General features: G+C 46.5%; 12 protein-coding genes. 4 read left to right on the top strand and 8 right to left on the bottom strand.

Features of this window, described 5'->3' with window-relative positions; translation table 11 throughout:
• Positions 1-199: 199 nt before the first annotated feature.
• The 4 genes from cysS to dut all read right to left on the bottom strand — a co-directional run bounded on the left by cysS (position 200) and on the right by dut (position 5205).
• Positions 200-1612 carry a cysteine--tRNA ligase gene (gene cysS / locus AOQ32_RS06405; RefSeq protein WP_059394084.1) on the bottom strand — a complete coding sequence of 471 codons (1413 nt, stop codon included), beginning with the start codon at positions 1610-1612 and terminating at the stop codon, positions 200-202.
• A gap of 97 nt (positions 1613-1709) precedes the next feature.
• Entirely contained in the window at positions 1710-3206 is a 1497-nt protein-coding gene (gene gltX, locus AOQ32_RS06410) for a glutamate--tRNA ligase (RefSeq protein ID WP_059394085.1), read from the bottom strand.
• 158 nt (positions 3207-3364) lie between these two features.
• Positions 3365-4735 (bottom strand): DNA repair protein RadA, encoded by a 1371-nt coding sequence (radA, locus tag AOQ32_RS06415; RefSeq protein ID WP_083994449.1) that lies wholly within the window; start codon positions 4733-4735, stop codon positions 3365-3367.
• Complete coding sequence (dut, locus tag AOQ32_RS06420; RefSeq protein ID WP_059394086.1) at positions 4735-5205, bottom strand: dUTP diphosphatase; 471 nt, start codon at positions 5203-5205, stop codon at positions 4735-4737. Before dut ends, radA begins: the two co-directional genes overlap by 1 nt.
• A 116-nt stretch (positions 5206-5321) precedes the next feature.
• Between dut and AOQ32_RS06425 the strand changes: the two genes are divergently transcribed.
• A complete protein-coding gene (locus AOQ32_RS06425; RefSeq protein WP_059394087.1) occupies positions 5322-5618 on the top strand; it encodes a GNAT family N-acetyltransferase in 297 nt (98 codons plus the stop codon).
• A 274-nt stretch (positions 5619-5892) separates the two neighbouring features.
• Here AOQ32_RS06425 and AOQ32_RS06430 read toward each other — a convergent pair whose 3' ends face one another.
• The 3 genes from AOQ32_RS06430 to AOQ32_RS06440 all read right to left on the bottom strand — a co-directional run bounded on the left by AOQ32_RS06430 (position 5893) and on the right by AOQ32_RS06440 (position 10125).
• A complete protein-coding gene (locus tag AOQ32_RS06430) occupies positions 5893-7188 on the bottom strand; it encodes an acetylornithine deacetylase (RefSeq protein WP_059394088.1) in 1296 nt (431 codons plus the stop codon).
• 431 nt (positions 7189-7619) lie between these two features.
• Positions 7620-9782 carry an AAA family ATPase gene (locus AOQ32_RS06435; RefSeq protein WP_059394089.1) on the bottom strand — a complete coding sequence of 721 codons (2163 nt, stop codon included), beginning with the start codon at positions 9780-9782 and terminating at the stop codon, positions 7620-7622.
• Between the two features lie 61 nt (positions 9783-9843).
• Positions 9844-10125: a hypothetical protein gene (locus AOQ32_RS06440; protein ID WP_059394090.1), complete on the bottom strand. Its 282-nt coding sequence runs from the start codon at positions 10123-10125 to the stop codon at positions 9844-9846.
• A gap of 210 nt (positions 10126-10335) precedes the next feature.
• Between AOQ32_RS06440 and AOQ32_RS06445 the strand changes: the two genes are divergently transcribed.
• The 3 genes from AOQ32_RS06445 to AOQ32_RS06455 all read left to right on the top strand — a co-directional run bounded on the left by AOQ32_RS06445 (position 10336) and on the right by AOQ32_RS06455 (position 13850).
• Positions 10336-11508, top strand: coding sequence for a DUF998 domain-containing protein (locus AOQ32_RS06445; protein WP_059394091.1), 1173 nt, complete (start codon positions 10336-10338; stop codon positions 11506-11508).
• A 32-nt stretch (positions 11509-11540) separates the two neighbouring features.
• Positions 11541-13049, top strand: a complete 1509-nt coding sequence (rlmD, locus tag AOQ32_RS06450; RefSeq protein WP_373299357.1) for a 23S rRNA (uracil(1939)-C(5))-methyltransferase RlmD — start codon at positions 11541-11543, stop codon at positions 13047-13049.
• A 90-nt stretch (positions 13050-13139) separates the two neighbouring features.
• Complete coding sequence (locus AOQ32_RS06455) at positions 13140-13850, top strand: DUF6198 family protein (protein WP_059394093.1); 711 nt, start codon at positions 13140-13142, stop codon at positions 13848-13850.
• Positions 13851-13991: 141 nt separating this feature from the next.
• Here AOQ32_RS06455 and AOQ32_RS06460 read toward each other — a convergent pair whose 3' ends face one another.
• On the bottom strand, positions 13992-14618 hold the full coding sequence (locus tag AOQ32_RS06460) for a folate family ECF transporter S component (RefSeq protein WP_059394094.1): 627 nt from the start codon (positions 14616-14618) through the stop codon (positions 13992-13994).
• Positions 14619-14627: the final 9 nt, after the last annotated feature.

Raw genomic sequence — 14627 nt, forward strand, 5'->3', positions numbered from 1 at the left:
CAAGATAACCAGCGCCTCGCTAGAAGCACGTTTGCTTCGTAACGAACAATAAATAGTATAGCCTTTACCCCTTGGTTCGTCAATAGTTTTGCAAAGACTTTTTAACTAAAAAACTAAAGACGTTTTTTAAATAAAAAAACGGATAAATTCGTTCGATTTAAACAAATTTATCCGTTTCTTTAATCAATAACGTTCGGTTTTACTTCAATTCCCAAGTTTGCCCCTGTGGACTATCACGAACAACCAGGCCAGTTATCAACAGTTGATCACGAATAGCATCCGATGTTTGGAAATCCTTAGCAGCACGTGCTGTTGCTCGTTCGGCCAACAAAGCCTCTTGTTCTGGAGTAAGAATGATTTCTTGAGTCAACTTTTCAATTCCAAAGATACCAAGCCAAGTTTGCAAACGATTAGCCAGGCACTCTAGGTCACCCTGTGTTGCAGTTTCCTGATTTTGCACCTTATTAGCCAAAGTTGCCAAATCAAAGATAACGGTAACCGCGTTCTCTGTATTAAAGTCGTCATCCATCGCTTCAATGAAAGACTCTTCCAATTCCGCTACCTGATTTTGCACCTGTTCTGAAACCTGACCAGTTGGCGCTACCACCTGGGCATCTAAGAGACCTTGATATGCCCGGTACAACCGATCGAGCTCACCCTGGGTTTGGTCCAAACGATCTGAACTATAAGAAATCGCCCGACGGTAGTTGGTCTTGGCCAAGAAGAAACGCAGACCCTGCGGGTCAATATCCGTTTTTAACAAGTCGTGGATGGTAACAAAGTTTCCCAGTGACTTCGACATCTTTTCATCATTAACGTTGACGAAGCCGTTATGCAACCAGTAACGGACAAACTGCCGATGATGGTATGACTCCGACTGCGCCAATTCGTTCGTATGGTGTGGGAATGTTAGATCAATGCCACCAGCATGAATGTCAATCGTTTCTCCTAACAACTGGTCATTCATGACCGAGCATTCAAGGTGCCAGCCAGGGCGACCCGGTCCCCATGGCGATGGCCAGGCAACGACATCCGGCCGACTTTCACTCTTCCACAAGGCAAAATCAGTTGGGTCCTGCTTATCTTCTTGGTCTTCTTCCCCAAGGCGACCAGCAGCATTTTCCTCTAACTGTTCCATGTTTTGGTGGGAGAGTGCCGTATAGTTTTTAAACTTCTTCGTCGAAAAGTAAACATTACCGTTCACTTCATAGGCTTGACCTTGCTCAAGCAATCGTTCAACGAATTCGACCATTTCTTTCATATATTCGGTCGCGCGTGGACGGCTAGTAGCCGGCTTAATATTTAATTGCCGTGTATCTTCTGCAAAGGCAGCCGCATACTTATCGGCCACTTCCTGCTCGGTCAAGCCTTCCTTTTCACCCTGAGCGATAACCTTATCACCCAAATCAGTAAAGTTGGAAACGAAGTTCACTTCATAACCACGCCATTCCAAATAGCGGCGAATCGTGTCAAAAGCAACAGCTGATCGAGCGTTACCAATATGAATGTAGTTATAAACCGTCGGTCCACACAGGTACATGGTAATTTTGCCTGCTTCTTGCGGGGCAAAATCTTCTTTTTCCAGGCTGTAGGTGTTATAGACTTGGAGCATATGCGGACCTCTTTTACTTTAGTAATCGTCATTGTTTGCTCTCATTATAGCAAAACCAACAAAAAACAGCACTCAAAGTGAGTGCTGTTTTAAAACCTTAGTCGAGGTACTTGGCCTTGACATCAGCCATCGTCTTCAAGACGGCCGGCTTGTCCAACAAGACAAGCATTTCAGGTAGGTTTGGCCCCTGAATTTGGTGAGTTGTCGCAATTCGGATTGGGTTCCACAAATTACGACCTTTAATTTCAAGATCATTTTGAATACCACGAATGGTAGCCATATAAGTATCGGCATCGGCATCATCTGGTAAGGCAGTATAAGCCTTTTCCCAAGCGTCATAGACCTTACGTCCGTCTTCCGATGTCAAATAGTCGACCATTTCATCTGTCACTTCGCCTAATTGGAAGAATGGTTCGCGGACCAAGTCAACGATTTGCTTCGTATAAGAAATACCGTCAACACCAGCGACTTCGATAACTTCCTTCAGCCAGTCAGCACGCTTTTCAGCGTCTTCCTTTGAAATCAGGCCAGCAGCGATGATTTGATCAAAGAGCTGTGGCATAATGCGGTCCTTGTCCTTACGGATCCACTGGTTGTTAATCCACTCCAGCTTCTTTTGGTCGAACTTGGCGTTAGCCTTTGACAAGCGGTGCTCGTCAAACATTTCCTTGAATTCTTCCAGTGAGAAGATTTCGTCTTCACCCTTTGGTGACCAACCTAACAACCCAATGAAGTTATCCATAGCTTCTGGTTGGTAACCCAATTCGCGGTATTGCTCCACAAACTGCAAAACATCGTTGTCACGCTTTGACAACTTCTTACCTGTTGCACCATTGATAATCAAGGCCATGTGGCCAAACTTTGGTACATCCCAGCCCAAGGCTTCATAGATCATCATTTGCTTTGGCGTGTTGGAAACATGGTCATCCCCACGCAAAACGTGCGAAATTTTCATCAAGTAGTCATCCACTACAACGGCAAAGTTATAAGTTGGCATCCCATCGGCCTTCTGGATAACCCAGTCACCACCAACTTCCTTGGCACCGATTTCGATATGACCCTTAACGATGTCATCCCAAGCATAGACCTTTTCTTCTGGAACGCGGAAACGAACAACTGGCTTCAAGCCTTGGGCTTCAAATTCAGCATACTTCGCTTCGCGCTCTTCGTTGGTCAAGCCCTCATATTCATAGATATAGTGAGGGGCTTGCTTGGCAGCCTGTTGTGCTGCTCGTTCTTCGGCTAATTGTTCAGAAGTCTTGTAAGACTTATAAGCAAGGCCCTTTGCCAAGAGTTCATCGATGAATTCTTGGTAAATTCCCTGTTCATTTCGTTCTGATTGGCGGTATGGTCCATACTGACCAGGCTTATCAGGCGCTTCGTCCCAATCCAAGCCTAACCACTTCAGGTTTTCCAACTGTGACTGTTCACCATTTTCAATGTTTCGCGCAGAATCGGTATCTTCGATTCGGATTACAAAAGTTCCATTGTAGTGGCGGGCAAAAAGCCAGTTAAACAACGCCGTTCGGGCGTTTCCAATGTGTAGATAGCCCGTTGGTGATGGGGCATAACGAACACGAAAGTCATCAGTCATGAATATTGTTCTCCTCAGTACAGCCTAACGCTGAAAAATTCTTTCTTAAGTATACAACAAGTCGGGCAGGCTTTCAGCCCTCATGAAAAAATCAGGATTGTTTTGGTCCTGATTTTAAAACAGTTTGATCGGCCGCAGGTGCTAGCGATTCCGCCAGCCTAGTCACCAAGCGCCAGGTGCAGTGCCTCTTTAATCGTCGTCACGCCAACGACCTCAAGACCATCCGGCAAACGCAAGCCAGCCAAGTTGTTCTTAGGCACAATTGCCCGCGAAAAGCCTAACTTGGTTGCTTCTTTTAACCGGCCTTCTAAGTCAGCCACCGACCGAATTTCACCGGTTAAGCCCAGCTCGCCAATAAAGACATCACTGGCCCTAGTTTCCTTATCCTGGTAAGACGAGGCAACCGCGACCGCGACTGCCAAATCGATGGCTGGTTCATCGAGCTTCACACCACCAGCCGCCTTGAGATAGGCATCCTGATTTTGTAGCAGCAGGTTCGCCCGCTTCTCCAAAACCGCCATAATGACCGAAACGCGGTTACGGTCCAGGCCAGTAGCCGTCCGTTGCGCATTTCCAAAGACAGACGGGGTCACGAGGGCCTGGAGCTCCGCTAAGATTGGCCGGTTTCCCTCTAATGTCGCCACAATTGCCGACCCAGTGGCACCGGCCAGGCGCTCCTCCAAGAAAATTTCGGAAGGATTGGCAACCTCAACCAGTCCCTGGTCACGCATTTCGAAAATGCCGAGCTCGTTTGTCGCACCAAAACGGTTTTTGACCGCCCGCAGAATCCGGTACTTATAGTGGCGGTCCCCTTCAAAGTAGAGAACCGTATCAACCATGTGTTCCAAAATCTTTGGACCGGCAATCGCCCCATCCTTGGTCACATGGCCAACAATGAAGACCGTAATGTTATTGGTCTTGGCAATCTGCAACAGATCAGCCGTCACTTCCCGAATCTGAGCAACGGATCCAATTGGTGAGGTCAAATCAGGTTCCTGCATCGTCTGCACGGAATCAATCACCAAAAAGTTCGGCTTCATTTCCTCGACCTGCTTTTTCACCGCCGTCATATCGGTTTCCGGATAAAGGTAGAATTGCTGACCACCGACATCTAACCGGTCCGCCCGCAACTTAACCTGCGAGGCCGATTCTTCACCGGTCACATAAAGCACCTTCCCATGGTTGGAAAGTTCGCCCGAAACCTGAAGCAAAAGCGTCGACTTCCCGATACCGGGGTCCCCACCAATTAGCACCAAGGTTCCGGCAACAACTCCGCCACCAAGGACACGATTCAATTCTTTCAGGCCCGTGGTGACCTTGGGCGTATCTTCCAAAGAGACTTCGTTAATGGCTTGGACCGTAGCGACCTTACCGTCAATACCGACTCGTGCCTTGCGATTGGTCGTTTCTGGTTGGATTTTTTCTTCGACAAAAGTGCCCCATTCGCCACAGTTTGGACAGCGACCAAGGTAGCGGGCCGAAATAAAGTCACAATTGGAACAAATAAATTGGGTTTTCGTTTTGGCCATTAGCCCTCCCCGGTTGAACCAAAGCCACCGGCACGAACGGCCTTGATAGTATCTTCATCCTGGTCGGCTAGCAAATATGGTAAGAAGATCCCCTGGGCAATTCGATCACCCTTCTTAATCACAACGTCCTCTTGGCTAATATTAAGGACCTGCAACATGATTTCGCCCTCGTTTTGTTCATTATTGTAGTAATCCGCATCAATAATCCCAACCGCATTTGGCATCACCAGGTGCTTTTTCTTTGGCAAAGATGACCGTGAAACCAATTGCAGGTATTCATCTGCCTGCATATAGGCCTTGATACCCGTTGGAATCAAGACTGGCTTTTGCACACCTTCTGTTGGTGCTGGAATGACAATATCAGTTGCTGCGGCAAAGTCATAGCCCGCTGCTCGTTCGGTTGACCGAGCTGGCAGGGTCAGACCGGCATTTTCATACTGACTGACAATTTCAAATCCACGCTTTTTCATTCCAAACCCCTTTACATTTCCATTAATCTGGCATATAACCAACTTATTATTTAACTAATTTATTATACGTCATTGCGGTTAATTTCTAAACCGCCACATCATTTTGGGAGGTTCTAATGGCCATCACTGCAAAACCAGGAGCATTCTACTACGAAAAGGACGGCGTACAACTCGGCGAGGTGACCTACGTGGAAAATCAGGCCGAAAATAGTCTTGTTTTAAACCACACCTTCGTCGACCCCAGCCTGCGCGGCCAAAACATTGCGCGCCAGCTGGTTGACGAAGTCGTCAACAAGGCTCGGGCGGAAGGCAAACTAGTTCAACCAGCCTGCCGGTACGCCGCCGTTTTATTCCGGCGCTTCCGCGACGAATACCAGGACGTTGATACGACGATCCAGTCAAATCAAAAATAGGCTGAATGGATTGTATATCCAGCCGCCCCAAAAACGTTAAAAGTAAGATAAGTCGCAACCCAAACGTCAACAAAGGTACAAAGCATCCCCATCCCCAATCAAAAACCGTCAAAGCTAATTGGAAGAACAGCGTTTCATCCAAGTTTACTTTGACGGTTTTTTTAGCAGATGTCGGCCCCATTGTGCAAAAGATACTCCGCCAGTTCGAGTATCGTCCACCGAGCGAAGTGCCTTCTTTTACATTGTTTCTAGTTAGCAATCAGCAACCCAATGACTAATCCGTCACTTCTGATTTTTCACTCTGACACCAGTCAAGAATAAAGGCAGCAATCGTTTTGGTGTAGGTTTGCAGTTGTGCTAGACTCGCCGACTCATTATCGCTATGGGCTTGAACAAGCTGACCCGGACCGTAGACGACGGCCGGAATATGATAGTAGCCAAACCAACCACCATCGGAAACCGAAGTTGACATCCCCACCACCGGCTTTTGGCCGAAGTTTTCTTCATGGGCCTGCGCTAATTTTTTAAAGGCAGCGCCATCCGGATTTAATTCCAGCGCTGGGAAGATTTCACCTTGATCAACCAGCATCGAATCCCCGCCCCACTCAAAAGTTGGCAGGTTATCTTTCAACCATGGGTCGGCCTTGGCAGCTGCCAAGACAGCCTCTTCAACCTCTTGTTCAATTCCCTCGACCGTCTCATTAGGATAAAAGTGAACCGTAATCCACAGCCGACATTCATCGGCCACAAAGGCCGGGTGGATACCACCCTCGATATAGGCCGGGTTAATCGTATCGGTTCCTGGTGCAAAGCCAGGATAGGACTTTGTGATGCCCCAATAGCGCTCAAGTTGCTGGAGGGCACTCATGACGACCGGCATCTTTTCAACCATGCTAGCTGCCTTCAGGCCACCACCAGTCTGGACCATTTTAATCCGGTTGCCATCATGGTAGGTATGAGGCGACTTCAGCGTAATCCAGCCCGTGATTACCCCACCTTGCCCTTGAAAATGCGTATCGCTGGTATCACCAACGATGGCAAAGTCAATGGGGTTCTGATGGTGGTTCAACAAAGTCTTAGTGCCCGCCTCGCCCAACTCTTCGCCAACCACGGACTGTAGATAAAGGTCACCGGGTAAATCAATGTTCAAATCAGCCAGGATTTTAAAGATAAAGACATAGGCGGCCATTGCCCCCTTCATATCACTCACCCCGCGGCCAATTAAGGTGTCACCCTTTTTAGTTAGCACAAAGGGGTCGGTTTCCCACAAGTCCTGATTTTCCAAGGCGGCCACATCAACATGGCCATTTAACATAAGGTTGTGGTGGGTTGCCGGTGCGCTCCCCGGCTTCTTGGCTTCGAGCAACCGGTCTTTTTCATAAAAATCTTCAAGTTTGGTTTCCAAGCCATATTGCGCTAATTCGCTGGCCAGCCACTCTTGTAGTGGGGTGGTATTTCGTGCCGGCGGCGAAACCGTTTCAAAGGCGACCAAACGCTCAAGAATGTGTAAAAACTCTTCTTGCCCCTGGTCAATAGCAGCAAAAACTGCTTCTTTCTCATCAGTAGTCATTTTTTCTCCAATCAAAAAACTTCTCTGCAACAGTATTCCGCGCTAGAGAAGTTTCGAGTTGGACAATGAGCCCTAATTTAGTATCAACGTATTTGGCTTTCCTACGCGAGTGCTAACTCTCAGGTTCAAAGGGTCCCTTTTCAGGTCTCAGCGGATGGCTCCCCTAGCCTTTTTAGAATAGCACACTTTTGTGCAGAATCGCAGCAAAGTGTTGTGATTGTTGCCAAGGGCCGCGAGAAGTCCACCGAAAGCCGTCAGATTGCTGGCGGAAACTGCCAAGAAAACCACCAAAAATCGCCTGATTGCTGCCACGAACTGCCGAAAAAACTCACCGAAAGCCCTCGGCTTGCGAGGCTAAACCCGATTCAACACGCCCAGCCAACAAAAAAGCCCCGGCCGCAACCTGCGACTGGGGCTCGTTTTAAAAGCGATTACTTTGCTGATTTGTCATCAGACTTTGCATCGTCATCTTCTTCGATAGCTGAAATGACAACCTTGCCATCAACCAAGTCAGCTGACAATGCCTTCTTACCAGGGTTATCCAAGTAGAAATCAGTTACTTGATCACGAATCTGTTGCTCAATTACTCGACGCAATGGACGAGCACCGAGGGCTTCATCATAACCATCTTCAATCAAGTGTTCCTTGACACCATCAGAAATCCGCAACGTCAAGTCCTTCTTAGCCAAGGTCTTATCCACATCCGCCAACATCAAGTCGACGATTTGCTTCAAATCGTCCTTAGTCAAAGCTGAGAATTCAACCACACCGTTGAAACGGTTCAAGAATTCTGGACGGAAGAACTTGGACAACCGGTCCATCAAGTCACCCTTTTCCACATCCTTGTTACCGAATCCGGCATTTGAAGTGGCAATGACCACGGTATTCTTGAAGTTTACCACGTTTCCTTGACCGTCCGTCAAGCGACCATCATCCAAGACCTGCAAAAGCAAGGTCAAGACTTGTGGGTTAGCCTTTTCAATCTCATCCAACAAGACAATTGAATAAGGGTTACGACGAACCTTTTCTGTCAAAGTGTTGCTATTATCGTCATAGCCAACATAACCGGCTGTTGCACCAATCAACTTTGACACGGCTGTCAAATCAGAATATTCTGACATATCCAAACGGATAATGGAGTCCTTCGAACCGAAGAGGTCTTGTGCTAACTGCTTTGCCAACTCCGTCTTACCAACACCAGTTGGTCCAACGAAGAGGAACGAACCGATTGGACGGTTTCCTTCATCAAATCCGGCACGGTTACGACGAATTGCACGGGCAACGAGGTCGACGGCCTCATCTTGACCAATAACCTTACCAGCCAAGCGCTTGTCGATTTGCTTCAAGTGTTCGATATCTGAAGCACCCATCTGTGAAACAGGGATACCCGTCAACCGTTCAACTGCTTGAGCAACATCGTTTGGCGTTGCCTTAATCTTTTCAACGTTCTTAGCAGAATCTAACTTCTTTTGAACGTCAGCAATTTCATTCTTAACCTTCAAAGCCTTCTCATAGTCTTCTTGACCAACAGCATCTTCTTGGTCCTTCTTCAAATCAGCTAACTTCTTTTCCAAAGAAACCTTGTCGGTTGCTGGGTTCTTAGCTGACAAATGAGCAGCCGTCATATCAATTAAATCGATGGCCTTGTCAGGCAATGACCGTTGTGGAATATACTGCACTGAGTAATCCACAGCTGCCTGCAAGACATCCTTTGGCAATTCAACGTTGTGGTGCTTCTCGTAAAGAGGAGCGATTCCTTCCAAAATCTTCAACGTATCTGCTGCTGAAGGAGCATTAACCTTGACTTCGTTAAATCGACGAGCCAAAGCGGCGTTCTTCAAAATCGTGTTCCGGTACTCGTCTTGAGTCGTTGCACCAATCAAAGATAATTCGCCACGTGACAAGGCTGGCTTCAAAATGTCGGCCAAGCCCTTACCACCGTCTTCGCCACCGGTTGAACCAGCACCAAGAATTTGGTGGATTTCATCGAAGAACAAGACCACGTTACCAGCGTTCTTGACTTCATCAATTAACTTCTGCACGTTTTCTTCAAAGGCACCACGGTATTGCGTACCAGCCTCAAGTGCTGAAATATCAATTGAGTAAATTTGCTTATCTTGGATAGCGGCTGGCACATCCCCAGCGGCAATGGCCTGAGCCAAGCCTTCGATAACCGCCGTCTTACCAACACCGGCATCCCCAACTAAGACAGGGTTATTCTTTGTCCGTCGGCTCAAAATTTCGGCTGTTTCTTGAATTTCCTTGTTCCGGCCGATAACTGGATCAAGCAAACCATCCTTGGCTTCTTGGGTCAAGTTCCGACCTAATTTTGCCAACATGCCATCTTGCTTAATTTGTCCTGGCTTTGCGGCCTGAGGACGACCATTACCTGCTGTCTGACCTTGTTGTGCGTCATTTGGTAACTGACCAGTTTGCCGATATTGTGCAAACTCCTCTGGTGTCACTTCCCGACCGTTAATTAGATAACGGCGGTTTTCAGAGTTTAAACCATTCAAGTTACCCATCATACTATCAAAGATATTGTTCATATCTGAGTTAAATCCGTTGTTAAATGCATCGTTTTGATTTGCCATAAATTAATATACCTTCCTCTTTATATAAATTTACTTTCTTTTCGAAATTGGCAGTGTCATCTCAACCGTCGGATTTCGAATCCCGCTTATTTTTAACGAGTGATTCTTGATCTGGATCAGGTTTCTGATAACCGTTTTCCAATTCCTTTAATACTTGCCACATTTCCATTTGCTGGGCCCGGGCTAAGGCATCTAAATCTCGTATATTTAGTGAAGTTGCCTGGCTTTGGGCCTTATTGAAAGACCGATGAATCGTCGTGTAACCATAGCCGGATTCTTTCGAAACCCGATAAATGGTTAACGACTTATCCATCAAATAAGCCTTAATGTTAAAACGTACCATTCTGATCACCCCAGTTTTGATATCTCTTTTCTAACATTTTCTTCCTCCTCCACATCTATTATTATAACACATATGTGGTATAACACAAGTGTGCTATATTATTTTTTTTATTTTTTGATTAAAATAGAGTAGTTGCCCTAGAGCCAAGCGGTTCTAGCTATAATGATTCCAGCAAAATAAAAACTATTTTCCTATAAAAAGGGGTGCCGAATGGCCAACCAGCGTTACGAAATCGAAATTCCAGAAGAGGCCGTCAATGATCTCGACTTAACTGACGGGGCCAAACTCGGCCTAGTTGTCAATGACGCTTCCTTAACTTTGACACCAGTCCTAACTGAAAACAATAAACAGGAACTCTCAATCCGGCGGTTTTTGGTGCCATCATTCTTGGCAACCATCGCCTTTGCCTTTTGGATTTTATGGCAAAAAAACCCTTTAATCCCGCTAACCGGCGACAGCTCACTAGCAACAGCCGTGATTTTCTTTGGTGAAATTACTGGAATGGGGTCCTTTATCCGTCTTCACCTCAAAAATATCCGCCAAGAAAAAGACCTAATTAAGAAGAAAACCGACACGCGTCTCGCACCAACCCTGTTTTTTTCAATCGCCCTCATTCAGGCCTTTGCCATGATTGCTTTTTTCTGGGCAATTGGCTACCTCTTTCAGGCGGCAATCTTTGACCGATTGACGGCGACCATCCTCTTTTTCGTCTTTGTCAGTATCGTCAACTATTTAATGGTTTACACCGTCACACTAATTTCCACGCCCTTTATGATGGTCCTTTTGATTATTACCATTGTCTGCGGGGTCCTAGTGGCCATGGTAACCAACTCGCGCCTTTTATGGTGGCAGCATAATTTTTCTTTTTTGGGCACGGCCAAGGCTCACTTTTCCTGGACCTTTAACGCTACATTAATCATTGCCGGCATCCTCTGGGGAACTTTAATTGACTATTTGTTTGTGCCTATTCAAAAGCGCTACAAACAGCACCACCGACTGACCATTTTAAGGGTCTTTCTAACATTTGATGCCCTGTGCTTGTTGGCCATCGGTGCACTTCCAAATAATCCCGGCCTTCTCCATATCGCCCATGACACAGCGGCCAACTTGTTAATTGTTGGTACGGGTGGGCCCATGCTTTTAATTTACTGGCTTTTGCCCAATGCCAACCGCGAATTTAAACTCTTTTCATTAGGAACCGCTCTCAGCATGGTAGTCACCGCCTTTCTCTTCTACGGGATTCGCTACTTGTCTTTGACCGCCTTTGAAATCATCATTTTAGGCCTTGGTATTTCTTGGCTCTTGCTTTTAATGCAAAATATTCATATGCTGTACGAGACGAAATCACAATCGTACCAAGTCACACTCAAATCAATTGAATAAAATCAGAACCCGCTTTTGTACCATGAAAAGGAATGACACCGATGTCAGCAGAAAAAAATAACACTCATCAAAAGACCGTCAGTCGGTCAAAGAGTTCAGTGCGCAATCAGGGACAGGGGAATCGCTCCCGCCCTAACCGTTACTCAAAAAATCAGGGTAACAGTTCCAACCGCCACCAACCCGTTGAGGTCAAAATTGGGCAAAAGTTCCCATTAACCATCAAACGCCTTGGTATTAATGGTGAAGGAATCGGCTACTTTAAGCGCAAGATTGTCTTCATCCCTGGTGCCTTGCCAGGCGAAGTCGTTACCGCTAAGGTAACTGATTTTACCGAAAAGTATATTGAGGCTAAGGTTGTCACGATTCGCGAAGAAAGCCAGGACCGCGTCACGCCAGAAGATCCGGCTGCTGACCTGGTTGGTGGCTTCGAACTCGCCCACCTTTCTTACCCAGCCCAATTAGCCTTCAAAAAAGACCTAATCGTGCAGGCCTTAGAAAAGTTCCAACCCAAGGGCTTTGAACACTATCAAATCAACGACACGATTGGGATGGACGTCCCCTACCACTACCGCAATAAGGCTTCCTTACCAATTCGTAAGATTAAAGGCGAAGTCAAATTAGGGCTCTACAAGCGTGGCACCCACGATATCGTGGACTTACCAACAATCGCTACCCAAGATGAAACATCAATGGCCATCGTTCGTCAGGTTGGCCAAATTTTGTCCGACGCTTCTGTTTCCTTTTACAACGAGGCCAAGAACACCGGTCTGGTCAAAACCATCATCGTTCGTGCCAACCAAGAGGGCCAGGCCCAATTGGTACTGGTCACAAATGTCGAGGAATTCCCTGGTCGTTTAGCGGTCATCGATGCCCTAACGGAAAAGATTCCTGCCCTGACTGGTATTTTCCAAAATATCAATTTTGGTAAGACATCGCTCATTTGGGGTGATGAAACCATCAAGCTTTGGGGTGATGACTACCTCCATGAGGAAATCTTAGGACTAAACTTTGCCTTTTCCCCACGGGCCTTCTTGCAACTGAACCACGAGCAGATGACCAAAACCTACGAAATCGCGATTAAGGCACTGGACCTCAACAAGGATGACACCCTAGTCGATGCCTATTCAGGGGTTGGGACCCTTGGGCTATCAATGGCCTTCTTGGTTAAGGAAGTTCGCGGAATGGAAGTAATCCCAGAAGCCGTTGAAGATGCTCGCCTAAACGCTGAAGAAAACGGTATCGAAAACGCCTTCTATGAAGTCGGAACGGCCGAAAAGGTCTTTCCAAAGTGGGCTAAGGAAGGCTTTGCGCCAACTGCCGTGGTCGTCGATCCGCCACGACCAGGTTTGGATGATGCCTTCAAGAGGGCTTTACTTAAGACAAAGCCTAAAAAATTAGTCTATATTTCTTGCAACCCATCGACGCTAGCCCGTGACTTAGCAGACCTCGATTCTGCCTATCAAGTGGACTTTATTCAACCAATCGACATGTTTCCTCAGACTCCCCGTTGGGAAGGCGTCGTCAAACTGTCACTGAAATAAAAAGAAAGAAAAGAGCCGTTTTATTTAGCGGCTCTTTCTTTTATAATAAAAATAATGTGATTTTTATCTTTTGGAAAGGCGGATGCTTCTATGTACCACCGTGATGGACGATATTTTGAATTAAGTTGGCGACAGATTTACTTTTATTTTTTGCTTTCACTAACACTTGATGCCCTTGGAAACGGGCTCTCCGTGGCAACGAACCTTGGTTCCGCGCCGTGGACTGCCGGCGCAGCCAATTTGGCTCACGTTACCGGAGTGCCGATTTCGATTTATCTGGCAGCAACGACTGTTTTGGTTGCGATTGCCAATATCTTTTTAGCTAAAAAATTTGTTTTGAAGCGTTTCCTAGGAAATATCACCTTCGGCCTTCTTTTTTCCTTTTTAGCCGGCTTTTTCAATACCATTTTTGTTCAGATGGGTGTTCGGACAGTCCCACTGTGGCTCCGCATCCCACTCGATCTTTTTGGTGTTGCCGTCGTTGGAGTCGCCATTTCGGTTTACCAGCGGGTGAACTTCATCCTTCATCCGATTGATGATATGACCAACATCCTGCGCTTCTCCTACTTCCGGGGCTCCGCTCCCAAGGCACAAATTTCCAACTTTATTTTTGCCATTGGTATTTCTTTGGCTTGTTGGGCCTATTCGGGTAGTATCGTTTCCATTAACATCGGAACGGCCGTCTCCTTCTTCTTGCAGGGACAAATTATCGCCTGGTCCGACAACCTCGTCTTCCCTCACCTTGTTCACGGCAATATGGATTTAACCCACAAGGATATTCCAGTCCAAAACAAGGATTAAAAATCAGCTTCAAACAACAAAAAGGCACTCACGTTTCAAATCGAACGCGAGTGCCTTTTCAGTTTACTAGCAAAGAGAACCATAAAAGCCACTTTGCACCGTGAGCCAATCCCGTTTTCGAATTGGGATTGACCTGATTTTTTATGCTTTTGTTTGAATTGAATCAGCTTGCGCCGTTTCCTTCCTCTGTGGTGCAAAGAATTGTTGACCAATCTGGGTCACAATACGGTTATTCAAAACCAAATAAGTTAGAATCAACTGGATTGGGAAGAAAATCAATTGCTTTGGCAACCGGGCTGATAACATGGCCGAAAAGACCGACCATGAATGTTGTGGTGAGTACATGACCATCAAGGCAAAGGTATTCACTAAAAAGTTAACCACAAAGGTAATCAGCAAAACGGCCACCAGGATTTTACCCCAGTGAACGGTTTTTGTCAGCGGCTGTTGGTAGAAGAACCCACCATAAATGAGTCCAGCTAACACAACGCCAAAGGCCATAATTGGCGACCAGGCGCCATGGGCCACAAAAAAGGTCACGTTAACGAAGTCGAGTAAGACCATCACCAGCATCGTCCAGATTGGACCGAAGAACCGTCCCATCAGAGACGATGCCAAAAAGACAAAAGAAATCTTGATGGTTGGTGTCAGCATGACTGAAAACTTACCGATAACCAACGACAGGGCCATTAAGACCGCTAGCAAAACGAGCTGTTGGATCGACAAAGAAGACAGCCCCCACTGCTTGAAAACTGTGTGCTTGTTCATATTCTTGAA

It is taken from the genome of Fructobacillus tropaeoli (assembly GCF_001047135.2).
GTDB classification, from domain to species: domain Bacteria; phylum Bacillota; class Bacilli; order Lactobacillales; family Lactobacillaceae; genus Fructobacillus; species Fructobacillus tropaeoli.